Consider the following 23,677-nt stretch of genomic DNA (forward strand, 5'->3'; position numbering starts at 1 on the left):
GCCGCGTCCATTCCCCTGGCTGGCGGGAAGAGGACAGAGCCGTCGGCGCCCCGTGGACAGAAGACGCGCTAGACTGCGGGCCACATGGACCCCTTCGTGACACTCGACGCGACCGCGCAGGCGGAGCTCGTCCGCCGCAAGGAAGTCTCCGCGCTGGAGCTGGTGGACGCCGCCATTGCCCGCATCGAACGGCTCAATCCCAAACTCAACGCCGTCACGCAGACCCAGTTCGAGCAGGCCCGCGACAAGGCGAAGCGCCCGCTCCCCCAAGGCCCCTTCACCGGCGTGCCCTTCCTCCTCAAGGACTTCCTGCTCGCGCAGGCGGGTGTCCCCCTCACGGGAGGCTCGCGCTTCTCGCGCGACTTCGTCCCCGACCACGACGCGGAGCTGCTCCAGCGCCAGCTTCGCACCGGGCTCGTCGTGCTCGGCAAGACGAACACCCCCGAGTTCGGCCTCTTGCCCACCACCGAGGGCGCGCTGCTGGGCGCGTGCAAGAACCCGTGGGACCTGGGGCGCACCGTCGGCGGCTCCAGTGGAGGCGCCGCCGCCGCGGTGGCCAGCGGCATGGTGCCCTTCGCGCACGCCGCCGATGGAGGTGGATCCATCCGCATCCCCGCCGCGTGTTGCGGCCTCTTCGGACTCAAGCCCACGCGAGGCCGCAATCCGCTCGGCCCCGAGCTGGCGGACCCGTATCACGCGCTCGTCGTGGAGCACGCCGTCACCCGCTCCGTGCGCGACAGCGCCGCGCTGCTCGACGCCACCGAGGGCGCGGATCCAGGCGCTCCCACGCTGGCACCGCCCAAGACGCGCCCCTACTTGCAGGAAGTGGGGACGCCCCCTGGCCAGCTCCACATCGGACTCAAGTTGCGCAATGCCATGGGCGCGCCCATCCACCCCGAGTGCCTGCTGGCCGTCAGTCAGGCCGCCAACCTGCTGGAGGAGCTGGGCCACATCGTCATCGAGGAGGAGACCCTCGATGACCTGAATCGGGTCGGCGTCCTCGCGGATCACTCCCTGCCGAACGAGGAATCCCTAAGCCTGCACTTCATGACGGTGTGGGCCGCGGGCGTCGTCTACACCATCGACAGCTTCGCGCAGCGCCTGGGCCGCACGCCCGGGCCCGAGCACTTCGAGCCCTTCACGTGGAGCCTGTATCAGTTCGGCCTCTCGCAGGGCCTGAGCGCGTTCCTCCAAGCCCAGGCGGAGCTGCAACGCTTCGCCCGCGCGCAGGCTCGGGCCTTCACCGACGTGGACGTCTGGCTCATGCCCACCGTGGCGGAGCCGCCTCCGGCGCTCGGCACCTTCGGCGCTCCGGCGGACGCGCCCCTCACGCCGCTGTTCCGCGCCGCGTCCTTCACGCCCTACAGCCCGCTGGCCAACCTCACCGGCCACCCCGCGATGAGCGTGCCCCTGCACTGGACGCCCGACGGGCTGCCCGTGGGCGTGCAGTTCCTGGGTCGGTTTGGCGGCGAGGCCACCCTCTTCCGGCTGGCCGCCCAGTTGGAAGCCGCCCAGCCCTGGGCCACGCGGCGTCCGCCCCTGTTCGGGTAGCAGGGGGACGCTGTGCCCCCTGGCGGGCGCTCGGGCAATCGGTCCTCACGGAACTGGCACCGGGCGCGATAGAACGTCCCCCATGAAAGTCGCCGTGCTCACTGGCGGGGGAGACTGCCCCGGCCTCAACGCCGTCATCCGAGCCATCGTCCGTCGTGCCAGCGAGCACGGTATTGAAATGATGGGCCTGCGCGATGGCTGGAAGGGATTGCTGGACGACAATCACTTCCGCCTCACGCGAGAGACCACCTCCGGCATCCTGCACCGCGGTGGCACCATCCTCGGCACCTCGCGCGTCAACCCGTTCAAGGTGGAGAACGGCCTGGAGCGCGTGAAGCGCGCCGTGGAGCGCAATGGCATCCACGCCATCATCGCCATCGGCGGCGAGGGCACCCTGTCCGCCGCCACGCGCATGTCCCAGGAGGGCCTGCGCATCGTCGGCGTGCCGAAGACCATCGACAACGACCTCAACGGCACGGACTTCACCTTCGGCTTCGACACGGCGGTGAGCATCGCCACCGAGGCGGTGGACCGGCTCCACTCCACCGCCGAGTCCCACAAGCGCGTCATCGTCTGCGAGGTGATGGGCCGGCACGTCGGGTGGATCGCCACCTACGCGGGCATCGCGGGCGGCGCGGACGTCATCCTCGTGCCAGAGATTCCCGCGGACCTGGAGCGCGTCGCGCAGCACATCCAGCGCCGACATGCCGGCGGGCGCTCCTTCTCCATCGTCGTGGTGGCCGAGGGCACCCGCATCAAGATGGCGGCGGACCAGGGTGAGCAGCTCATCACCACCGGCTCGCTGGACGAGGCCGGCCGGCCTCGGCTGGGCGGCGTGGGCAATCTCATCGCGGCGGAGATCGAGCGGCGCACGGGCTTCGAGACGCGCGTGTCCGTGCTGGGCCACATCCAGCGCGGCGGCGCCCCCACGGCCCACGACCGCGTGCTGGCCACCCGCTATGGCGTGCATGCCTGCGACATGGTGGCCCGCGGCGAGTTCGGGAAGATGGCCGCGCTGCGCGGCAATGAGATTGTCAGCGAGGAGCTGTCCGTCGCGACCCGCGAACTCAAGCAGGTGCCGCGCTCGTTCTTCGAGGTCGCCCAGGTGTTCTTCGGCTGACCCGACATCCGGTAGCATCGGCGCCCTGACCCCCACGCCAAGGGATGGTGCCGATGCTCACCGGCCGCATGATGGACTTTCCGCTCACGCTGACCCACTTCCTGGAGCGTGCGCGCACGTACTTCGCCCGCTCGGAGATTGTCAGCCGCAACCCGGACAAGTCCTTGCATCGCTATACGTACGCGGACTTCTACCGGCGCACGTGTCAGCTCGCCCATGCCCTGACGAAACTGGGAGTGAAGCAGGGCGACCGGGTGGCCACCCTGAGCTGGAATCACTATCGTCACCTGGAGGTGTATTTCGGCGTGCCCGCCATGGGCGCGGTGATGCACACGCTGAACCTCCGCCTGCACCCCACGGACCTGGGCTACATCGCGCGCCACGCCGAGGACCAGGTCGTCATCGTGGACCGCTCTCTGCTCCCCCTGCTGGAGAAGTTCCAGGCCGCGGTGCCCTCGCTGAAGCATGTCATCGTCGTCCCGGATGACGGGCCCGTGCCCGAGGGCATGCTCGACTACGAGAAGCTGCTGGGGCCCGAGCCCACCCACTTCGACTTCCCCCGCCTGGACGAGAACACCGCCGCGGCGCTCTGCTACACGTCCGGCACCACGGGCAACCCCAAGGGCGTGCTCTACAGCCACCGCTCCACGGTGCTGCACACGCTGGTGTGCTGTCTTCCCGAGGTGCTCGGGCTGCGCGAAGCGGACACCGTGCTCCCGGTGGTGCCCATGTTCCACGCGGCGGCCTGGGGGCTCCCCTTCGACTGCGTGGCCACCGGCGCGAAGATTGTCTTTCCCGGACCGCACCTGGACCCGCCATCGCTGCTCGACTTGATGGCCGAGGAGAAGGTGACCATCGCCGGAGGCGTGCCCACCATCTGGCTGGGCATCCTCGCCCTGCTCGACCGCGAGCCGACGCGCTGGGACCTCCACGCCATGCGCACCATGGTGATTGGTGGCTCGGCCGCGCCGCCGTCGCTCATTGATGGCTTCCGCAAGCGCCACGACCTGGAGGTGCTGCACGCCTGGGGCATGACGGAGATGAACCCCCTGGGCACGCTGGCGCGGCTCAAGGGAGACCTGCACCACGCCACCCCCGAGGCCCAGCTCGCGGCCAATGCCTCGCAGGGCTTCCCCGTGCCCTTCGTGGAGACGCGCCACGTGAGCGACACCGGAGAAGTGCTGCCCTGGGACAACGCGACCATGGGCGAGCTGGAGGTGCGCGGGCCCTGGGTGGCGGCCTCCTATTTCAGCAACGAGGGCGGGGACCGCTTCTCCTCGGATGGTTGGTTCAAGACAGGCGATGTGGTCACCATCGACCCCGAGGGGTACCTGCACATCACCGACCGCAGCAAGGATGTCATCAAGTCGGGAGGTGAGTGGATCAGCTCCGTGGCGTTGGAGAACGCGCTGATGAGCCACCCGGCCGTGCTGGAGGCCGCGGTGTTCGCGGGCCGGCACCCGCGCTGGGATGAGCGTCCGCTGGCCGCGGTCGTGTTCAAACAAGGACAGCAGGCCACGAAGGAGGAGCTGGCCGCGCACCTGGAGAAGCTCGTCACCAAGTGGTGGCTGCCGGACGACTATTTGTTCATCCCCCAGATTCCGCGGACCTCCACTGGCAAGTTCCTCAAGACGAAGCTGCGCGAGGACTTCGGCGATCACCTGCTCAAGGCGTCGGGCACCGCCTCCTCGGGCAGCTGACCGCGGATTGGCTCGGCGCGGCCCTCAACAGAGGCGACCGCGCCGGCCGCACCGCGCACCGGCACGGGTGTAGAACGGGGAGCGCATGCCCACCGTCAAGCAACTGCGCCCCTTCGCCCGTGCCCCTCTGGCCAGTTTCCTGGATGCCTCCGGCGCGGTGGTCCTCATCCAGCAGCCGCCCGAGCCCGTCTTCCAGCAGGTGGCCCTGCGCCTGGCCCAGGCCCGCACCGTGGGCATGGCGCACCGCTCCCGCCTCGTCGAGCGACTGCTCGTCATGCTCCAGGGCTTCGACGCGCTGAACGTCCATTTCCTCCGTCCGGACCACGACGGCCAGGAGCTGACCGTGGGCCGATTGGAGGACTGCAAGCTGGTCGTCCATGACCCCTCCGTCTCCAAGCTCCATGCCGTGCTGCGTTGGCACGCCGCGGCGCACACCTGCTCCGTGCGCGACTCTGGCTCCATGAATGGCACGTGGCTCAACACCCGCTCGCTGAACGAGGGTGAGGAGTGGATGCTCAATGATGGCGATGCCTTGGGCTTCGGTGACGCGCAGTTCCTCTTCCTCCGCGCCGAGACACTCCACGCCCATCTCCAGGCAGGGTGAGCGCGTCTGACATTGCGCGTCATCATTCTGTCGACACCGTTTGATTCTGTCGGCGCCACAAAATTAACACACTTGGAGTCAAGTCCAACCCGGAGGGGGTTTGGACAGACAACTCGTTGCGTCATTCGTGAGACGCAACTCGTGGAGGTTGATCCAGGAGAATTGGAAATCGTTGTCACTTTTCATCCAATTCCGCAGGAGCTTCCATGAACCCCCTCGAGCGCGGCCGTAACATCCTCAACCGGGTCCGGACCGGTGCTGAGCACGCTGTCGACAACGTGAAGCACACGGTGCAGAACACCGCGCACCAGGTCGCCGAGGGTGGTCGCAAGGTCGGGCAGGCGGTCGACGCCTTCGAGCACAAGGTGGAGGCGAAGGCCACCACGGTGAAGGAGCTGTTCGGCAAGGGGAGCCAGCCGGACCGCAAGTACGACGGCCAGTTCGTGGGTGCGGGGGGCCAGACGTTCCCGCCCAACACGCCGCTGTCGTCCATCCCGGGCGTGACGCCGCGCAACAACCCGAACCCGAAGGAGACCGTGGTCTACGTCAACGGCATCCTGACGGAGAAGGCGACCCAGTCCTACACGCTCCAGGAGATCGCCGACAAGACGGGGGCGAAGGCCATTGGCATCCACAACTCCACGGAGGGCGCCGTCGCGGACGTCATCCAGTGCGCCAAGGACAAGCTCGATAAGGGCAAGAACCCGGCGGTGGACACGCTGGCGGACACGCTCTACTCGGAGCTGAAGGCCGGGCGCTCGGTGCACGTCATGGCGCACAGCCAGGGCGGTCTCATCACCAGCCGCGCGCTGGGTGACGTGGCCCGCCGGCTGCGCATCGAAGATGGGCTGTCCCAGGCGGACGTGGAGAAGACCATGTCCAAGCTGAACGTGGAGACGTTCGGCGCGGCGGCCATGTCCTATCCGGACGGCCCCAACTACGTGCACTACGTCAACACGAAGGACATCGTGCCGGGCGCGTTCGGCCTGGGCGACGGCAAGGGCCTGGACGAGTTCCTCCACCACCCCGGCAAGGGCGCCGTGGTGCACCGCTTCACGGAGAGCGGCAGCCCCGTGCAGGCGCACTCCATCGACACCACGTACCTCAACCACCGCGTCCCGTTCGACCAGGCGCGCGCGGGCAAGTTCTAACCCGCGCGCGTCCTCGGCCCGGCCCGCGCGTCAGTCCTGGGAGTCTTCAGGGAGCGCGGGCTGCTGGCCGTAGGTCTTGAAGCGGTCGATGACGCGCGTCATCTCCGCGCCGTCGAGCACCACGGGCGTGCCCACCTGGAGGGCGCGCCAGTACATGGCGGCCAGCGTCTCCACCTCCACCGCCAGCTTGAAGGCCGCGGGCAGGTCCACGCCCAGCACCACGAGGCCGTGGTTGGCCAGGAGGCAGGCCTTGCGCCCCTCCAGCGCGGCCAGGGTGTTCTGCGCCAGCTCCGCCGAGCCGAACGTGGCGTACTCCGCGCAGCGCACGTCCGTGCCCCCCGCCGCGGAGATCATGTAGTGGAACGCGGGGATGCTCTTGCGCAGACACGCGAGCGTCGTGCTGAACATGGAATGCGTGTGGAGCACCGCGCCCATGTCCTGCCGCGCCGCGAGCAGGTCGCGGTGGAGCTGCCATTCCGAGGACGGACGTCGCCGGCCCTCGTGGCTCCCGTCGAAGCGCATGAACACGAGGTCCTCGGGGACGAGCGCGTCGTAGTCCATGCCGGTGGGGGTGAGCAGGAAGCCGCCCGCCACGCGCACGCTCAGGTTCCCCGAGGTGCCCTGGTTGAGGCCCGCGCTGTTCATCCGCCGCGCGGTGGCGATCATCGCCTCGCGCAGCGCCCGGTGCTCACCCTCCCCCGTCACGAGCCTGTGCCTCGCGCCGCCCGCCGCTCGGGGAAGAGCGAGAGCATGCCTTCCTCGGTGGCCGGGCAGACGCCGCGCTCCGTGACGAGCGCCGTCACGAGCCGCGCTGGCGTCACATCGAAGGCGTAGTTGGCGGCGGGGCTGCCGGGCGGGGTGATGCGCACGGTGGCCACCTCTCCGGACGGCAGGCGGCCCGACACCTCGCTCAGCTCCGTGCCCTCGCGCTGCTCGATGGGGATCTCCTTGAGGCCGTCGCGGAGGGTCCAGTCGATGGTGGGCGAGGGCAGCGCCACGTAGAAGGGCACGCCGTTGTCCTTCGCGGCGAGCGCCTTGAGGTAGGTGCCAATCTTGTTGGCCACGTCGCCCTGGGCCGTCGTGCGGTCCGTGCCGACGATGCACAGGTCCACCATGCCGTGCTGCATGAGGTGGCCGCCCACGTTGTCGGCGATGACGGTGTGCGCAACGCCGTGCTGGCCCAGCTCCCAGGCGGTGAGGCCCGCGCCCTGGTTGCGGGGGCGCGTCTCGTCCACCCAGACGTGGATGGGGAGGCCCGCGTCGTGGGCCAGGTAGATGGGCGCGAGCGCGGTGCCCCAATCCACGGTGGCGAGCCACCCCGCGTTGCAGTGGGTGAGCACGTTGAGGCGGCCCTGCTTGCCCTTCTTCTCCCACGCGGCCTGGAAGAGCTTCAGCGCGTGCTCGCCGATGGCGCGGTTGATGGCCACGTCCTCGTCGCAGAGGGCGGCGGCGCGGCGCCACGCCTCGGCCTCGCGCTGGGCGGGAGGGAGGGGGGCGAGCGCCGCGAGCATGCCGTCGAGCGCCCAGTGGAGGTTGACGGCCGTGGGGCGGGTGGCGCGGAGCATGGCGTGCGCGGCCTTGAGCGCGGCGTCCGAGGCATCCACGCGGAGGGCCAGACACAGGCCATACGCGGCGGTGGCGCCAATGAGGGGGGCGCCGCGCACCAGCATGCTCCGGATGGCGTGGGCCGCCTCCTCCGCCGTGGAGAGCCGCACCTTCACGAAGGCGTGGGGCAGGCGGGTCTGATCGAGCACGCCGACGGACACACCGTCGGACTCGACCCAGATGGAGCGCATCGGGTGGCCATTCACCTTCATGGAGCGTCGTTCCTCGGGGAGCGGATTCTCCCCCGAAGGTAGCAGCCCCCGGCGCGCCGCCGAAAGGACTCCGCGCGGCGGGTGGAGGCGGGGGCGCACACGGTCCCCAGGAGGGGAACAGCACCCGCGCTCACGGCCGAGCAGCGGTGCGTCAATCCCAGACACCGTCCCCACGTGAATCAGGGCGCCGTGCTCATTCCACGTCACGCGCGTGTGACATGACGACACCTCCGCGCAGTCGACGCACACCCGGGTCCGAGCGGGGCGAGAAGACACGGCAAAGACTGACTGTTATTCTCAAGTCGGCATCCGTCCAGGCGCGCACTTCCCGCAAGACATTCAGCTCGGCTCACTGGACGGGATGTACGCCGTCGCATTGCTTCTCGGACTTCCCCTCGCGGTCCCAGACGTTCTGCCTTCGGAGCCCACCATGTCTCGAGTCATGAAGTCGCTCGTCGTCCTGGCCAGCCTCGCCCTGCCGCTCACCGCGGTGGCTGGACCCAACCCTTATGGAGAGTGCCTGGACGTCTGTGATTGGACGGTGCCTTGCAGTCGCTGGTGCACGGCCGGGTGGCCCGGGGACTGGCACATCTACACGTGCGCCACCCATGGTCCGGACTGCGCGCCGGGCCTCGCCGCGGAGCAGACCGAGCAAGAGCGCCAGCTCATCAACTGGGACCTGGAGGCGACCTGCCACGAGGCCACGCCCGAGTCCCAGCCCGCCTCGACATCGCAACCCTGAAACACGCCCGTTCCGGGTGTAGACAACTCACAACAACCCTCGTGGATACCTTCGGTCACGCGCGTATCCCCGAGGGCCATGCGAGCCCCGCTGTCTCATGGCAACCCTGGACGATTCGAGGTCACCATTCCCTCACGAAGCATCAGCGAACGGCTCACTCGCCTGACGACACCGCGCGCCCCTTGGGGAGCGCCAAGCCCGTTCGGATGAGCCAGACGAAGGCCGGGAAGCGCGCCAGGGGCAGCAGATAGGCCGCCGCGGGGAGGACCAGCGAGAGCGCGGACAACTCCGCCAGGGACGCGACCACCAGGCCCATCACCATCAACGTCCGCGACACCAGCCCGTGCAGACCCGCCGAGACCGCCACGCCCGCGATGAGCAACCCAATCCCCACCGCGTAGCCCGGCCCTCCCGTCAAGAACGCGAGCACGTGGAACGCTCGCACCACGCCCGGCGACGCCGCGATTCCTGGCTCGGACAACACCCACTGCGCCAACGCCGAGGCCCCCATCCAGAAGGACGCCAGGAACCCGCCATACAGCGCGATGGTCGTCCCCGCCACGTTCACCCCAAGGAAGCGCAGCCGGCTCACCACCGTCGCCGTGAAGATGCCCAACGGCACCGAGGCGCAGAACTGCAAGAACGCACTCGTCCGCACCGCGACCCCGTTCGCCGTGAAGTACGCCAGCGAGAGTTCCTCGACCTGAAACGGAGAGGGGAACGGTGTCCCCTTCGCGATGGCGATCGACAAGCCCAGGCTCGCCACGAACAAGGCCGCGAAGATGGACGCCACCATCACCAGCGGCGGCCCCGGATGCTTCACCACCATCAACTGCGACTCCACATTGTTTTCACGCATATCGTTCACCTCGCGAACGATTCATCCATCAAACAATGTAGGCACGCTAGATTCGATTCATGAAGAAGGATGAAGAGGAGCGGCCGGGCCCAGGCCGAGAAGGCGGGTCGACCGCGTTCCTGCTCGCGCAGATTGGCGCCCATGCCGCCTCCCGGTTCGCCGAGAACCTGGGTCCCACCGGCCTCTCACCGCCCCAGGTCGGCATCCTGCGCGCCCTCGGGCACGGGGCAGGCTCCAGCCAGCACGCCCTGGCCAAGCGCCTGTCCATCCTCCCCAGCCGCATGGTCCTGCTCGTGGACGAGTTGGAAGGGCGCGGGCTCGTCGAGCGGCGCGACAACCCCGAGGACCGGCGCCTCTATGAACTCCACCTGAGCCCGCGAGGCCGACAGACCCTGGAGTCCGTCGGCCGCATCGCACGCGCCCACGACGAGGCCGTCTGTGCGGCGCTCGACGAGCGTGAGCGGGGCCAGCTTCGCGCCTTGCTCCTGCGCATCGCGGAACACCAGGGCCTCACCCCAGGCGTCCATCCCGGCATGCGACACGTCGGGAAGACCGCCTCGGGCGCACCTCCACTGCCTTCGGGAGGAAAGGGCCGTCGCCCCAAGAAGGGCACGCCCTGACGCCGCGCCTGGGCACTGCCGAGAGCATCAGCGCGCGGCCGTCTCCAGGTACCGCGCGGCGTTGCGCGGACCCATGCCGTCATACGAGCCCATCCGATTGCCCAGCTCGCGCAGGAAGTAGACCCACTGCTCCTTGCGCGACAGCCCGGGTGGCACCGAGATGCCTACCGTGTTCCTCGGGTAGTCGCGCACCGCGTCCGCGAACTGGCGCAGGAACGTTCCGTTGTCCTTCTGCCCCGCCGTGGCGGACCGCGCAATCGCATGGAGCATCGCGAAGCGCTGGTCCGGCGTGAGCCCGAAGTCCTTGCCCACCCGCGCGAGCTGATCCAGCGCGGAAGCTCCGCCAAAGAACTCCGGGAACGTCTTGCCCAGGGACAGCACCTGCTCGCGAGACCAGCCGGTGGACTCGATGATGGAGGCCACCTGCTCGGGCGAGCTGTACCGCGCCAGATTGAGGACCTGCTCGACGTCCGCTCCCGCCTTGCCCAGCAAGGTGCGCTGCTCGCGATGGAGCTGGGCCTCACGCTCAATCTCCTCGCGCATCACGATGCCCGCGCTCACCAGCTCGCCGATGACGTAGACCGCCGCGCCCGCCGCCGCCAGCGGCGCACCAACTCCCGTGGCCCCGAGCGCCAGCAAGCCTCCACCCGCGAGCCCCATGACGTCCCCCGCGATGGACAGGCCCGTGCCCACGTTCCCCTGCCCCGCGAGGATCTCATTGCGCTGGATGAACAAGTCCAAGGCAGACGCCACCACGCCGAAGCCACCGGACACCCGCGCGGCCACCAACGCCCCGCCCGACTTGTTCGCCGCGGAGAGCGCCGTGCTCGCGAGGCTGGAGAACTGCTGCCCGCTGAAGGCATCTGCCCACAGCCGCCCCAACGTGTCCTGCGACTTCGCGGATTGATTCGCCTGCATCAATCCCAACACCAGCCCCGCCGCCGCGAACGGCCCCGCAAGCTTCGAGGAGCCCGACTCCAATCCCCGGAGGACCCCCACGCCCTCCGCGCTCTTACCATTCGCCAGGAGGCGCAAGCCTTGGAGTCCCGTGCGCCAGGCCTGTGGCAAGTCGTTCACCTTCAAGTCCACCGCCGCGCCGCCCGCTTGCTGCGCGAGGTATCCGTTCGTGAGCAGGGATTGGAGATGGTCCACCGCCTGGGCCTGCGTGGCCTTGGGGTGTGTCTCGAAATAGCTGACAAGCGCGCCCGACATCGCCTTCGTGTGGACCGTATCCAGCGGCAGCGCGGTCTTGAACGGCGCGAAGGCGGAACCGGGCCGCTCCATCTTCGCGGCCCATGTAAGCGCCACGTCCGCGTGGGAGGACTGCGCCAGCGCCCCATAGGCCGCGTGGAGGGCCCGAGCGCTCGCCGTGCCGGTGGGCCCGCGCAAGGCCTGCTCCAAGAGTGGCGCATTGCGCGCGAGCGCGGTGTCCAGCGCCTGGGCCTTCGTCTCGAAGTCCGCGTACTCCGAGCCGTGCAGCGTGCGAAACGCCTGGATGTAGTCGCGCTGTTGCGGCTCGGTGAGGTACGGCCCGAACGACGCGATGTCCGAGGCGAGCCGCTGCTCCAGCGCCTCCCGCTGAACGAGCGCCGCCGAATACGCCTGCTCCGCCGCATGGACTTGCGACACCGCGCCATCCAACCGCGCCTGCGTCGCCGCGCCCGCGCTCCCCAGACACGACGCCAGCACGTCTCGGTCCGCCGACGCCAGGTGCCCTCGCGAGACCGCCGCGTCCAGGGCGGGCTTCAGCGTGGCGGGGTTGCCGTGCATCGCCACCCACTCCAGCGCGCTGTCCGCCACGCGTGCGGTGCCCACTGAGGTGATGCCGGGCGGGCGCGGGGGAGGATTCGGCACGGCCGCCTTCACCCCGGCGGCGAAGTCACGAGACAGCGCCTCTTCCAGCGTGGCCGTGGGCGTCGCCTGGAGGAGATCGATCAACTTCGACTGCAGCGCCGGGTTGCCCGCCGCCTTCTCCAGCGCCACCTGCGCGGCTCCCGTCGCGGAACGCTCCTGCGAATAGCCTTGCGTGAGCAGCGTCCAGGCCTCGGCCACGTTCACCGTCGTGGCATCATCCGAGACCTCCTGCACCTCGCGAGTCGCCGCCACTTCCTCGCGCTCCATCGCGGTCCATCGCGGCGCGCCCGACAGCTCCGGTCCTCGGCGCCGCTCGGACTCTGGAAGAAAGTCATCCTTGGGCAGAGGTGGAGGCGGGGGCGGAAGAATCAGCGTTCGCTCCGGCGCGGGGGCCTCCGCGGCGTCGACGCCTTCCTCGCCCCCCGACTCCGCGGACGAGACTCCACCCCATGACGACATCACTCGCGCCAAGACGTTCATGCCGTGCCTTCCCCCTGGGCAACCACTCGGGAGTCCCACTCGAGGTCGCGAGCTCCTCACGACCCTCCCGACAGGCATTCGAACGACGGCGTCGCCGATTGCATATCGCTCGACCCGCGCTCCCACGAAAAAGGGGCCGCCCCTCCCTGCGAGGGTTCGGGCCTAGACAAAACTCCTGCATGTTCCTCCCAACAGAGAGTCGGTCCACCTGAAGCGGGTCGAGCCCAAGGTGCTATATTAGAGCCCATGGGGAAGAACTTCGTGGGCGTGAACAAGTTATCCATTGTCAACGCTGACTCGGGCGGGACGACCATCGCGTTCCCCGACCTCTGCAAGACGCCCAGCCCGGCGGGCCCAGTTCCCATCCCATATCCAAACATCGCCCGATCGGCGGACACCGACAGTGGATCGAAGCAAGTCACCGTGGAGGGCAAACCCCTCTGCCTGAAGGACTCGAACTTCTCCACCAGCACGGGCGACGAGGCCGGCAGCGCGGGCGGCGTGGCTTCGGGGAAGACAAAAGGCAAGGCTGAATTCGTCAACTACTCCTTCGATGTCTCCATTGAGGGCAAGAATGTGCCGCGCTCGTTCGACCTCATGGTTCACAACGACAAGAACACGCCGCCCTTTCCCCTGGTCCAGCCCCCCGTCATCGCAATGGGGAAGCAGGACGAGGCGCTCAAGTGTCCCTGCTGCGGGGACTCCCAGACCTGACAGAGTGAGCCCTGCCACCTGCCCCAGGACCGTCCCAGACACACCCTGTCATCTCAGCCCGGGGAAAATGAGGACCCCATCCACGGCATGCGTGTCGGCTGGGTGGTAGGCGTGGACCCCGGCGGTTCGATTCAAGTCGACTTCGCCGGCAACCGGCACGGTCCGCTGCTGGCGCGCACCACCGTCTCCCTCGAAACGGACCAGTGGCGACAGGCCGCGCGCGAGCGACGGGAGGCGACGCTCTTCTTCGATGAAGGCAAACCCACCCGTCCCGTCCTGACAGGACTCCTTCAACCCATGCCGCCCACGCCCCTGCTCGACGCAATGCTCTCACAACAGCCCAGGTCGACGGCCGGCGTGTCCTGCTGGAGGGGCGCGAGGAGGTGGTGCTGCGGTGTGGAAAGGCAACCCTCATCCTTCGCGCCGACGGCAGGGTCATCCTCCGCGGGGTGGAGGTGTTGACCGAGGCGGAAGGTGTCCACCGCATCCGCGGCGGGAAGGTGAAGATCAACTGACGCGGGCCGCTACAGTCCCAACTCTTCGGGGAACGGCCCGGACGCGGCCTGGAAAGCTTCCGCGGGCATGAAGGGCAGGCGTGGACGCATGGTATGCCCCACAGTCCCGCCAGCCGGACCAACGCGAGGCCCTCCACGAAGATGGAAGCCTCCGTCTGTGCGAAGTACGCATCGAGCGCGTCTTGGCTCCGGTCAGCATCGACGTTTTCCTCCCATTCCCGGGTCAACACCGATAGAGCCTGCCAGAAGGCATCAGCGTCCTTGCTCATAATGGAGGCAAGGGCATCGAAGCGGGCAGAGGGTTCCTCCAGACAACGCGCGAAGGAAGCCAACCGTGTTTCGTCTGGCTGTCCCTCCAGCAAAGGCCCGGAGAGCAGGTCGAAGTAGCGGAAGTCCTCCTCGGGCTCCATCTTCGGGGCCCAGGGAGTGTCCAGCTTCGCGCCAATGACGCGCGCCAGTGACAATTGGTTGAGCGCAATCGCATCCAGCAGAGGCTGCGCCCGAGACTTGCAGAGGTAGTACGCGTCCAACCGAGGAGAGCTGGCGCGCTGGTCCAGTACCCACTCGTAGCGGCGGGCGCTCAAGAAGAGCGAGTGCTGAAACCCATCCACGTCCAGGTCAAGGAGCAGCAGACCGCAGCCAAGTTGGCGGGAACGGGCGCAGACGTCCAGAACCGTGGCCGCATTCGGGCCCCCCTCGCGCAGCCTCTCCAGGCCGTCCTCGATCACTTCTTCGAGATTCTCCAGCGCGATGTCCAATTCGAGCATGCCCATCGGGACTCCTAGGGAAGGGGCTCGCCCATGGCGGCAACACTGATGCCGGTGCATCCGGCAGCCCTGAGCTTCTCCAACAAGTCTGAGCGAATGAGGATGCGGTCCTTCAGCTCGCCGAGCCGGAAGAACATGGCTTCCTCAGGCACCTTGTCCTCCTGCACATGCAGCTTGCTGAGGCTGGTGCTCACCACCTTCCGCTTCGTCGGATAGAGGTCGTACTCGGAACGGTCCCAGTCGAAGCAGTCGAAGCACTGGAGGGCGTTCGCGATGAAGTAGGGCTCAGGAACCTTCTTGCGCTTGCGATCCTTGAGAGTGAAGGGGAGGAATTCCACCTGCCTTGCCCCGATCCCCGCCTGCGCCAATATGGTCCGGGCCTTCTCCGAGGTCAGTACCACCTCATGGATGTTGTCAATGAAGTCGGTGATCATGTCACCACCCTTCTTCGACAGGGTGAGGTCCAATTTGGGCGGGTACTTGTCCTCCAGTGCCATGCCCTCGCTCAGCATCCAGTAGTCCTCGAAAGAGTCATCGAGGTTTTCAATGACGCCCACACGAGGGTCACTGTTGATAACGAAAACGAAATACTCGTGACGTGCCATGCTCTGACCTTATCAGCTCACTCAGGGTTGACTCGGCCGATCTGCCTGCCCGACTGCATGACCTTGATCTGCTTGAGAATTTTCTTGGAGACGGAGTCGAGTTCGACTGCTACGTCCTCGGTGTCCTCACAGGCTTTCGTCCTCATGGCTTTGTCGAGTTTCTTCTTCACACTCTTCAGCATGTTCCTCATGGACTTGGAATAGGCAGCGTGCTCCTTCAGTCCCCAGGGGCAATGCGCCGGCAGTTCGACAATCTTCGAGACAGAGGTTTCCTGTGGCAGCAGGACGATGTTCTTCTGGCCGTTGATGTTCCACTTGGAAGCACACAGAATTTCAACGCGCTGTTTGGTCTTATCATCATTGCCGCAGACGTACTCCTGGAGCGCGCCCTGCGGAATCAGGTGATGATAATTGTGGTGATACGGGTACCACGCCCCGTAACCGCCGGCGGGCCCGTTCTTCACCGCAAAGGTGGGCTGCGGTCCCTGCGTGTACTTTCTGGGGACGTGCTCAACTGGAAGTGTGTAGCCATAATGCCAGCCCGCCTCATTGAGACTTAGCCATTTGATGGACCCTCCGAAGCGGCCCTCGAAGCGCTTACGGAACTCGCTCGTCTTCCGAGCGGTTCGCACCTTCGCCCTCACCTCCTCCGAAATCTTTGAGGTGAGCTTCAAATCTCCACGTCTGCGCTTGTCGCGCGACACATCGACATAGCCCAGCGCCTCGGCGTTCTTGCGGTGGTCTTTGTTGTACATGTCTTTGCGAGAGGCGCTCACTTCATAGCCGTTCATGGCGTAGTGACAGGCGGTCGACCCATAGCCACCCGAATGACGCCAGAGGCAGCCAGTCGTGTCATCCTGATGGTATTGCGCCTTGAAATCCCATGAGACATGTTTTTTCTTGCTCATCGCCAACCCCATGCGCCAACTTCGAATGCTCACACCCCAGAGAGTCGCGCCGCCGCGAGCTCTCCGAAGTCGGAACTGGACCAGACAAGTACCTGCTCTCCATGAGAGTACCCTCGGGCGACCCCCTGGAGTGCGGCACATACCGAGATGAGCCCACTGGCGGCCCCAGTGTCCCCCAGGCATTCGGCGGGGGCGTGGAGGTGGACCCGCTCCAGAGGACGCGTCTCCCGAAGCATCGACTGCGCGAACCCCCACTCCAGCGCACGCGAATGTTCGCCATTGACGTCACCGAAGATGTCGCCAACCGAAGCTGAACCCGAGGGCCACGCTTGGCGGATGGCATACGCCAGAGCGCGCCCAGATTCAGCCCCCCTGCGCCCCTCGCCAGATACCCGTCCCGTCCTCACCGATGCCAGCGCGCCCAACAGCGGCGCGTTGCGCCGCACTGCCTCAGAACCAAGCTCCAGCAGCACGGCGGCAGCCGCCTCGCCCGGCATCAGCCCCACGGGATGCTCAGGCGTCTTCAAACGCCTCCGAATTGCGAGCCACTGGAGCGTGTCCTCCTCCACGAGGCTGTCGATGCCCAGCACCAACGCGCGTCTGAACCGTCCCGCCTGGAGGAACTGGGAGGCCTGCAGGAGAGCACTGAGCCCCGAGGCATGCCCCGACTGAAGGACCGAGATGTTCTGGAGCGGGAGAGTCAAACCGCTATGCCGAAGCAGCCTTGAGGGGAGCTCCTCGGCGATGAGTTCATCCTGGAATTCGAAGTCGTCTCTCCGAGTGGGTGATAGGCAAAGCAGCAGCGCCGTCTGCTGGAAAAAGGTGGCGCCACCTTCGAGAAAGTCCGCCGCGCGAAACAGGTCTTCCAGTGCGAGCGCCCCAAGCTTGATGAGCCGGGCCAGGCCGGTAAACCCGTCCACCAAGCCTCGCAGAGGGTGGCCCGTGACCACGGACGTGCCTGGTTCGTCCACCTGGAGAACCTTGAAAGACAGGGGGCGGGGTCGAACAATGCGGGCCCGGAGCGAGGCACAGGACTCGATCGCCCCATGGCCTATGGAGCTCACCATGCCCACTCCCGTGAAGACGAGCGAGCTGGACACGTGCGTGCGAGCCTTGGGGGCGGCTACTCGCTCGACAGTCGGCAAGGAGGGCAGTGGCGACCCGCCCCGCATCAGCCTTCGGAACGGACCGGTGGAAAACCCGCCCAGGGCTCCGCGCTGCCTCTCCATTTCCAGTATCTGCCGGGCAGCGAAAAGTTTGGTGTCAGTTTGGTATTGCCCCCTGGTGCGGACCGCCAACTCCAGCGCCAACACGGGCCGCCTGCGCATGGAACCGTGCTCCAGAGTTTCGACGAGCCGCTCGGGGCTCCAAGCGGCGCCGCCAAGGTAACGCTCTGTGGGCTTGAATCCGGAGCGCGCCTCCTGCCACCACATCGCAATGCGCTGAAAGTCTGGGAATGGTAGATCTCCATCCGGTCCCGCGTCCCCCCCCAGCCTCCACGGGAGGGAGGACGAACCCCGGCGACAGCGGCAGGCCCGTGATCGCTGCGAAGGCCTCCACTGCGACCGAAGCCACTGACTCATCCCTCATCCAAGACAGCAGCGCGTCGGCGGCCGCCGGCCTCCCACTAAAGCCGAGCGCCCAGAGGGCATCGCGTCGGTTCATGGGCGACTCAAGCGCTCGCAGCAGCGGTTCGAGTTCCTGTCCCATGGTTCCCAACGTCCAGGCAACAGCAGCAGGCCTCCAGAACTCCGTGGGATGAGCAATGGACTGCTCACACGCAAGCCACGCCTCAGGGAGCCCGAGTATCAATCCAGTCTCCAGGGCAGCCCCACGTATTGATGGGACTCCCGAGTGGAGTGCTTGCTGAAGACAGGCCAGCTTGATCCGTGAGGGGAAGTAGCGAGCCGCGCGCAGAGCAGTACATGCCAAGTCCGGAGCGCCGTCAGCGACAAGCGGATCCAGACTGCCGGGAGGAGGGTGTCGCCGGGCCACGAGAACGTCCAGCAGGGCGGCCCGAGCGGAGGGGGCGGCGCACTCGAATGCGGCCAGCAATGGAAACTCCAGACCTTGACGTGAGGAGAGGCGGAGCGCAACTCGGAGCCCGTCGCGCTGATGGGGCTCTCCTTCCTGCAGGGCGTCCAGAATGGCTCGGCTCCAATCTTCTTCCATACCAAGGAGTGCGAGCCCTGCCGCAAAGGACTCCCCTCGACTGTCGGCATTCAGTCGGGGAAGTAGCAGGCGCCGAGCGACCTGGAGACCTCCCAGCGCCAGCGCATCTACGTGTGCCAGCAATCGCTCTTCCGGGCCGCCCGCAACCTCTCGCAGCGTGTAGAGAGGAGAAGAGAGACTGTCCTCCCATCGATTGAACAGGAAGGCGGCCTCATCCAAATGCTCCTCAGCAACATCCCAGCGCAGAGGTGGCGGATCTGTAGGGCGTGACATGACGGGTTCAATATTAACCGCAAGCAGCCACGTGCATCCGCGCACCACGATCAAGTAGTCCAGAGAAATGCCGCTCAGCCGGACCGCGGTTCGGCGTGGAAGTGCGCTGCGAGGTAGTGGATGAGGCGGCGTGCGTCACGTCCGAGAAGCGCGCAAGCCACCCCATCCCAGTCTGCCTTGAAATTTCCAGAAATTGCAGACATCCAAGAGAAGGCGATCGAATGATGTCGTTCAGGACACCAAGACAACAGTGCAAGACATGCACCGCGACGTTCAAAACTTAACGGAGCTGCTGCACTGCCATTGTTCTGTCGACCGCCGTGCCCTCGCGGGCCTCGGCTCAGAGGTCGTGGGTCTTCAGCTCTCCGAGGTACTGCGCCTTGCCCAGGTCCACACCGTTGTGGCGCAGGATGGAATAGGCCGTGGTGGCGTGGAAGAAGAAGTTCGGCAGGGACATCTGGGTCAGGTAGTCCATACACTTCATCCCCTTGCCCGGCATGAAGCTCAGCGGCGCGGAGCGCGTCGCCGCGCCCTCAAACTGCTCGGGCTTGAGCGTGAGCAACCAGTCCCGCGTCTTGTTCAGCCGCGCGTGCAGCTCGTCCACCGTCGTCTCGGTGTCCTCGTACCGAGGCGGCGGCACCCCCGCGAGAAGCCCGGCCGCCCCCTTGGCGATGTCGCTCAGGATTTGAACCTGGCGGACAAAGGGGAACTGATCCGGCGCGAGCCGCGCGTTCAGCAGGACCTGGACGTTGAACTTCTTCTGCTCGGACAGCGCCACGGCGCGGTCCAACCAGACATGCACCTGGGACAGCATGCGGAGGAACATCGGGACGGACATCTCGTAGGCGTTCATGCCGGCCATTCTGCGGGGCCTCTCACGTCCGTGAAAGGCCCTTCAGGATGTATGGCGTTGCCCCACCGACCGATGGACTATTGCTTGAGGACGCGACCCGCCACGGCGGACAGCTTCTGGAGCACCGCGGGGTCACGCGCCTCCGGGGCGGTGATGAGCGCGTGGTCCAGCGCCGTCTGGCAGCCGTGCTTGCACGGCCCCTGGTGCGCGCCCAAGAGCGGCGCCACGTTCTTCACCAGCCCGCGCGCCTTGCCCGCGTTCCCCAGGAGCACCGCCACCACCTGGTCCACCGTGACGGCGTCATGGCCCGGGTGCCAGCAGTCGAAGTCGGTGACCATGGAGACGCTCGCGTAGCAAAGCTCCGCCTCTCGGGCGAGCTTGGCCTCCGGCATGTTCGTCATGCCAATCACATCGCAGCCCCAGCTCCGGTAGAGCTTGCTCTCCGCCAGCGTGGAGAACTGCGGCCCCTCCATCACCAGGTACGTGCCGCCGCGCACGACCTTGAGGTCCAATCCCTCACACGCGGCCATCACCGCGTCCCCCAGGCGCGCGCACACCGGCTTCGCCATGGACACGTGCGCCACCAGCCCGGTGCCGAAGAAGCTCTTCACCCGCGCGAAGGTGCGGTCCACGAACTGGTCCACCACCACGAAGGTCCCCGGCGGCAGGTCCTCGCGCAGGCTGCCCACCGCGGAGATGGACAGGACGTCCGTCACCCCGGCGCGCTTGAGCGCGTCGATGTTCGCCCGGTAGTTCAGCTCCGAGGGTGGGATGCGGTGCCCACGGCCGTGACGCGGCAGGAATACCACCGGGTTCCCAGCGATCTTCCCGAAGCACAGCTCGTCCGAGGCGTCTCCAAAGGGAGAGGCGACGCGGCGCCAGCTCACGTCCGTCATTCCGTCAATCTGATACAGGCCGCTGCCGCCGATGATGCCGAGGACGGGCGTGGAGGGATTCGACATGGGGATGCGCGCTCCGGTACGGAATGTGAGGAGTTCAGGCCCTGAGGGCCCAGGGGTCGAGTTGCTCGAAACTGGGGTAGGCCGGGTGGCCGTGGCCGGGCCGAATCACCACCTCGCCCCGGTCCAGACACGCGGTGCGCATGCCCGCTGTCTTCGCGGCATCCAGCTCCGCCACGTTGTCCGACAGGAAGAGGATCTCCCCGGGAGGCAGCCCCACCGCCTGCGCGATGCGCGTGTACGAGGGAGCCTCCTGCTTCGGGCCGGTGGTGGTGTCGAAGTAGCCGGAGAACAGCGGCGTCAGGTCCCCCTGCGTGCTGTAGCCATAGATGAGCTTCTGCGCGGCCACGCTGCCCGAGGAATAGACATACAGGTGCAGTCCGCGCTGGTGCCACTGGCGCAGCCCCGCCGCCGCGTCGGCGTAGACGTGGCCGTGCAGCTCGCCGCTCGCGTAGCCCGCCGCCCAGATGAGGCCCTGCAACGTCTTGAGCGGGGTGACCTTGCGGTCCTCGTCCAGCCATTGCAGCAGCGACGCCACCACGGCGTCATCGCTCGGAGCGCCGCCCACCAGCGCTCGCGCCGAGTCCAGACACTGGCGGACCTCGGGGTCGCTCCGGTGCGCGGCCACATAGGCCGCCAGGTGGCGCCGCGCGTGAGGGAACAGCACATCCTTCACGAAGGAGATGGAGCTGGTCGTCCCCTCGATGTCCGTGACAATCGCTCGCAGGTCGCTCACGGCTCGTACTTGGGGAAGAGGTCCGCGATGGCGTTGCCCGTGAAGTTCCCCACCCAGCCATCCGGACGGATGAAGAAGCGGATGGCCGCGAACAGGGGCTGCGACCCCATGTCGAACCAGTGGCGCATGCCCTCGGGGACGCTGATGAGGTCCCCGCGCGTGCACACCACCTGGAACACCTTGTCCGCCGCGTGCAGGTAGAAGCAGCCGCTGCCCTCCACCATGATGCGGGACTCGTCCTCGGTGTGGGTGTGCTCGGAGAGGAACTTCTGGCGCGCCTGCGCCACGTTGGCCGCGTCCGGCTTGATGCGCACCACGTCCACCGTGTTGTAGCCGTGCTCCGCCTTCTCCGCGTCCACGACGTTCCGATAGGCCGCGAGCACCTCGTCCTGGCCCGCGCCGTCCGGCAGCGCGATGGAGGCGTCGACGCGACGGAAGCGGACGCCAATGGACTTCAGCTCGCGCCCGATGTCCTGCGTCTCGGTGAAGACGCCCAGCGGCTTGGGGGAGGACTCCTGGTAGATGGTCAGGCTGCTCATCGACGCACCTTCATCTTTTCGAGTTCGTAGGTCAGCAGATGTTCCAGCGCCACCGTGTGGCGGCGCGCCTCGGCCATGTCGCGGCCCCAGGCATACAGGCCATGTCCCGCGATGAGATACGCCACCAGGTCCGCGCGCTGGGCCAGCACCGCGGTCACCTTGTCCGCGAGCCGAGGGATGTCCTGGTCGTTCGGAAAGATGGGAATGCAGACCGTCGTCTCGTGGGTGCGCGTGTTGCCCAGGGCCTTGAGCAGCTCGAAGTTGCTCAGCTTGATTTCACCCTCGCCCTCCAGCATCGAGGACAGCAGCGCGGACATCACGGAGTGGGTGTGGAGCACCGCCTGGGCCTCGGGCCGCTCGCGATAGATTTGCAGGTGCAGCGGCGTCTCCGCCGAGGAGCCCTTGGGCGGCGGGGCGTGGATGTCCGCCACCAGCACGTCCGACTCGGTCAGCTCCCCCTTGTCCACTCCAGAGCGCGTGACGGCCGCGGTGCGTGCATCCAGGCGGCGCGAGAAGTTGCCACTTGTGGCGGGTACGAAGTTCCGCACGCTGAGGAAGCGCCCCACGTCCACGATCTCGCGGGCGGCTTCGGACAGGGTGGCGGCGACTGCCGGTTCGGCGCTCATCATCCCCTCGGGAAAACCATGACGCGACGCGAGGTCGCGGGACCGCGGGGAGCATAGTCCGGTGTTGACGGGTGCACCAAGCACGCATGAAGACGCGAGAAATCGCGATGTTACGGCGTCTCACGTTCTCACGACGTGGCTAGTGTGACGGCGAGGTGGCGAGCGACTCGACCTGCTCGGTCGTGGGGTAGGCCGGTGGACCGTACACGTTGAACGTCACCGCCTCGACATCCCCTGCGTTGACGACGCGCACGGGTGTTCCGTCGGGGACGAGGAGCATGTCGCCGCGCCGCATCAGGCGGGTCTCTCCCTGCAGCTCCACCTCCACCAGTCCTTCGAGTACGAGGAGCACCTGGTCGCTGCCCTCGTTGGACAGCGGAGCGGGGCTGCTGGCGCCACCTGGGTCCAGCCGCATCACGGCGGCCTGCGAGCGCTTGCCCGTCAGCAAGACGTCGAACCACGAGGACTCTTCCGTCACGTTCCGGATGTGCATGCCCCAAGCGTGCGCACCGACACGCCCGCATCCAGGGCACACAGGCCCGTCCCCTCCCCTGCTCTCCAGGCGAGAGCGCTGTCGCTCGCAGCGATGCGTCTGGGGGAGCGAGTCCTGGCACCCCACGTTGGGTGAGGCGAACCGTGCCCACTCACGCCCGGAGGCGTCCCATGAAGGTCGAGGACATCATGACCCGGAATCCTGTCACCTGCATGCCGGACACGAGCATGCGACAGGCCGCGAAGTGGATGGTCGAGGGCGACTGCGGCGCGCTGCCCGTGGTGGACAGCGACGGGCTGCCCGTGGGCGTCATCACCGACCGGGACATCACCTGCCGCGTGGTGGCGCAGGGAAGAGACCCGGCGGCGCTGACCGTGAACGACGCCATGACGCCCAACGCCGCCACGGTGTTCGGAGACACGACCGTGGCGCAATGTCTGGAGTTGATGGAAGCGGCGCAGGTGCGGCGCATGGTGGTGCTGGATGATGACGGCACGGTGTGCGGCATGGTGGCGCTGGCGGACATCGCGCGCAGCGCCCGGCCCGAGCAGACCGCGACGTTGTTGCGAGAAGTCTCGCTGGGGACCTCCAGCGCCTCGCAGACAGGCTGACATCGCGAGGCGTTCCCACCCGGTGCGTGTGATTGATGGCTCCTACTTGAAACAAATACGCAAACGGGCTTCATTGCGCGAGTCCCGGGGAGTCGGTGTGCCCCCGGGGCTGTCTCGCAACGAGGGAGGACACACGCGATGAAGACGATGACGAAGGCGTTCCTGGGTGCGCTGTTCCTGATGGCGACTCCCGCCCTGGCCAATGACAGCTATCACGTCTACAAGACGTCCAATGGCGAGTGTGAAATCGACACGCGCGACCACTCGAAGATGAAGGACCAGCGTGGCACGGACCAGTGTCTGGGTCACTTCAGCAACCGCACGGACGCGGAGAAGGTCCGCTCGTCGCAGGTGAAGTCTGGCTCGTGCAAGTGCCCGAGCGGGAACAACTGCTAGTCGGAGCCCCGA

The 23,677-nt window shown here is 67.1% G+C and carries 23 protein-coding genes; 10 read left to right on the top strand and 13 right to left on the bottom strand.

Going from position 1 to position 23,677, the window contains the following annotated elements; translation table 11 throughout:
* The first annotated feature begins 84 nt into the window (after positions 1-84).
* The 5 genes from JGU66_04000 to JGU66_04020 all read left to right on the top strand — a co-directional run bounded on the left by JGU66_04000 (position 85) and on the right by JGU66_04020 (position 6,126).
* Entirely contained in the window at positions 85-1,551 is a 1,467-nt protein-coding gene (locus JGU66_04000; GenBank protein MBJ6759912.1) for an amidase, read from the top strand.
* A gap of 82 nt (positions 1,552-1,633) precedes the next feature.
* Positions 1,634-2,671, top strand: coding sequence for a 6-phosphofructokinase (locus JGU66_04005; protein ID MBJ6759913.1), 1,038 nt, complete (start codon positions 1,634-1,636; stop codon positions 2,669-2,671).
* A 53-nt stretch (positions 2,672-2,724) separates the two neighbouring features.
* The gene (locus JGU66_04010; protein MBJ6759914.1) at positions 2,725-4,371 is read left to right on the top strand and encodes a long-chain fatty acid--CoA ligase; all 1,647 of its coding nucleotides are present in this window, start codon (positions 2,725-2,727) and stop codon (positions 4,369-4,371) included.
* A gap of 85 nt (positions 4,372-4,456) precedes the next feature.
* Positions 4,457-4,975, top strand: a complete 519-nt coding sequence (locus JGU66_04015; GenBank protein ID MBJ6759915.1) for an FHA domain-containing protein — start codon at positions 4,457-4,459, stop codon at positions 4,973-4,975.
* Positions 4,976-5,181: 206 nt separating this feature from the next.
* Positions 5,182-6,126, top strand: coding sequence for a hypothetical protein (locus JGU66_04020; protein MBJ6759916.1), 945 nt, complete (start codon positions 5,182-5,184; stop codon positions 6,124-6,126).
* A gap of 30 nt (positions 6,127-6,156) precedes the next feature.
* On the opposite strand, the gene JGU66_04025 is transcribed toward JGU66_04020, so the two are convergent.
* Together JGU66_04025 and mtnA are read right to left on the bottom strand one after the other, a co-directional pair.
* Positions 6,157-6,831 carry a class II aldolase/adducin family protein gene (locus tag JGU66_04025; GenBank protein ID MBJ6759917.1) on the bottom strand — a complete coding sequence of 225 codons (675 nt, stop codon included), beginning with the start codon at positions 6,829-6,831 and terminating at the stop codon, positions 6,157-6,159.
* On the bottom strand, positions 6,828-7,943 hold the full coding sequence (mtnA, locus tag JGU66_04030) for an S-methyl-5-thioribose-1-phosphate isomerase (GenBank protein ID MBJ6759918.1): 1,116 nt from the start codon (positions 7,941-7,943) through the stop codon (positions 6,828-6,830). Before mtnA ends, JGU66_04025 begins: the two co-directional genes overlap by 4 nt.
* A gap of 430 nt (positions 7,944-8,373) precedes the next feature.
* Between mtnA and JGU66_04035 the strand changes: the two genes are divergently transcribed.
* Complete coding sequence (locus JGU66_04035; protein MBJ6759919.1) at positions 8,374-8,685, top strand: hypothetical protein; 312 nt, start codon at positions 8,374-8,376, stop codon at positions 8,683-8,685.
* Between the two features lie 154 nt (positions 8,686-8,839).
* On the opposite strand, the gene JGU66_04040 is transcribed toward JGU66_04035, so the two are convergent.
* Positions 8,840-9,544, bottom strand: a complete 705-nt coding sequence (locus tag JGU66_04040; GenBank protein MBJ6759920.1) for a hypothetical protein — start codon at positions 9,542-9,544, stop codon at positions 8,840-8,842.
* 59 nt (positions 9,545-9,603) lie between these two features.
* Here JGU66_04040 and JGU66_04045 point away from each other — a divergent pair, with 59 nt between their 5' ends.
* A complete protein-coding gene (locus JGU66_04045; GenBank protein MBJ6759921.1) occupies positions 9,604-10,164 on the top strand; it encodes a MarR family transcriptional regulator in 561 nt (186 codons plus the stop codon).
* Between the two features lie 27 nt (positions 10,165-10,191).
* Here JGU66_04045 and JGU66_04050 read toward each other — a convergent pair whose 3' ends face one another.
* Positions 10,192-12,498 carry a hypothetical protein gene (locus JGU66_04050; GenBank protein MBJ6759922.1) on the bottom strand — a complete coding sequence of 769 codons (2,307 nt, stop codon included), beginning with the start codon at positions 12,496-12,498 and terminating at the stop codon, positions 10,192-10,194.
* 246 nt (positions 12,499-12,744) lie between these two features.
* On the opposite strand from JGU66_04050, the gene JGU66_04055 reads away from it, so the two are divergent.
* Positions 12,745-13,212 carry a DUF4150 domain-containing protein gene (locus JGU66_04055; GenBank protein ID MBJ6759923.1) on the top strand — a complete coding sequence of 156 codons (468 nt, stop codon included), beginning with the start codon at positions 12,745-12,747 and terminating at the stop codon, positions 13,210-13,212.
* 1,296 nt (positions 13,213-14,508) lie between these two features.
* Here the strand turns inward: JGU66_04055 and JGU66_04060 are convergent.
* The 9 genes from JGU66_04060 to JGU66_04100 all read right to left on the bottom strand — a co-directional run bounded on the left by JGU66_04060 (position 14,509) and on the right by JGU66_04100 (position 22,658).
* Entirely contained in the window at positions 14,509-15,099 is a 591-nt protein-coding gene (locus tag JGU66_04060) for a hypothetical protein (protein MBJ6759924.1), read from the bottom strand.
* Between the two features lie 17 nt (positions 15,100-15,116).
* Complete coding sequence (locus tag JGU66_04065) at positions 15,117-16,007, bottom strand: AHH domain-containing protein (protein MBJ6759925.1); 891 nt, start codon at positions 16,005-16,007, stop codon at positions 15,117-15,119.
* A gap of 29 nt (positions 16,008-16,036) precedes the next feature.
* A complete protein-coding gene (locus JGU66_04070) occupies positions 16,037-16,927 on the bottom strand; it encodes a hypothetical protein (protein MBJ6759926.1) in 891 nt (296 codons plus the stop codon).
* 1,865 nt (positions 16,928-18,792) lie between these two features.
* The gene (locus JGU66_04075) at positions 18,793-19,314 is read right to left on the bottom strand and encodes a DUF1993 domain-containing protein (protein MBJ6759927.1); all 522 of its coding nucleotides are present in this window, start codon (positions 19,312-19,314) and stop codon (positions 18,793-18,795) included.
* 68 nt (positions 19,315-19,382) lie between these two features.
* Complete coding sequence (locus tag JGU66_04080; GenBank protein ID MBJ6759928.1) at positions 19,383-20,267, bottom strand: S-methyl-5'-thioadenosine phosphorylase; 885 nt, start codon at positions 20,265-20,267, stop codon at positions 19,383-19,385.
* Positions 20,268-20,301: 34 nt separating this feature from the next.
* On the bottom strand, positions 20,302-21,000 hold the full coding sequence (mtnC, locus tag JGU66_04085) for an acireductone synthase (GenBank protein ID MBJ6759929.1): 699 nt from the start codon (positions 20,998-21,000) through the stop codon (positions 20,302-20,304).
* On the bottom strand, positions 20,997-21,539 hold the full coding sequence (locus JGU66_04090) for an acireductone dioxygenase (GenBank protein MBJ6759930.1): 543 nt from the start codon (positions 21,537-21,539) through the stop codon (positions 20,997-20,999). Before JGU66_04090 ends, mtnC begins: the two co-directional genes overlap by 4 nt.
* Positions 21,536-22,165, bottom strand: a complete 630-nt coding sequence (locus JGU66_04095) for a methylthioribulose 1-phosphate dehydratase (protein MBJ6759931.1) — start codon at positions 22,163-22,165, stop codon at positions 21,536-21,538. The genes JGU66_04090 and JGU66_04095 overlap by 4 nt, the downstream gene beginning before the upstream one ends.
* 139 nt (positions 22,166-22,304) lie before the next feature.
* On the bottom strand, positions 22,305-22,658 hold the full coding sequence (locus JGU66_04100; protein ID MBJ6759932.1) for a cupin domain-containing protein: 354 nt from the start codon (positions 22,656-22,658) through the stop codon (positions 22,305-22,307).
* Between the two features lie 170 nt (positions 22,659-22,828).
* On the opposite strand from JGU66_04100, the gene JGU66_04105 reads away from it, so the two are divergent.
* The gene (locus JGU66_04105; GenBank protein MBJ6759933.1) at positions 22,829-23,269 is read left to right on the top strand and encodes a CBS domain-containing protein; all 441 of its coding nucleotides are present in this window, start codon (positions 22,829-22,831) and stop codon (positions 23,267-23,269) included.
* Between the two features lie 138 nt (positions 23,270-23,407).
* A complete protein-coding gene (locus JGU66_04110) occupies positions 23,408-23,665 on the top strand; it encodes a hypothetical protein (GenBank protein ID MBJ6759934.1) in 258 nt (85 codons plus the stop codon).
* The last annotated feature ends 12 nt before the right edge of the window (positions 23,666-23,677 follow it).

Source organism: Myxococcaceae bacterium JPH2, assembly GCA_016458225.1.
Classification (GTDB): Bacteria; Myxococcota; Myxococcia; order Myxococcales; family Myxococcaceae; genus Citreicoccus.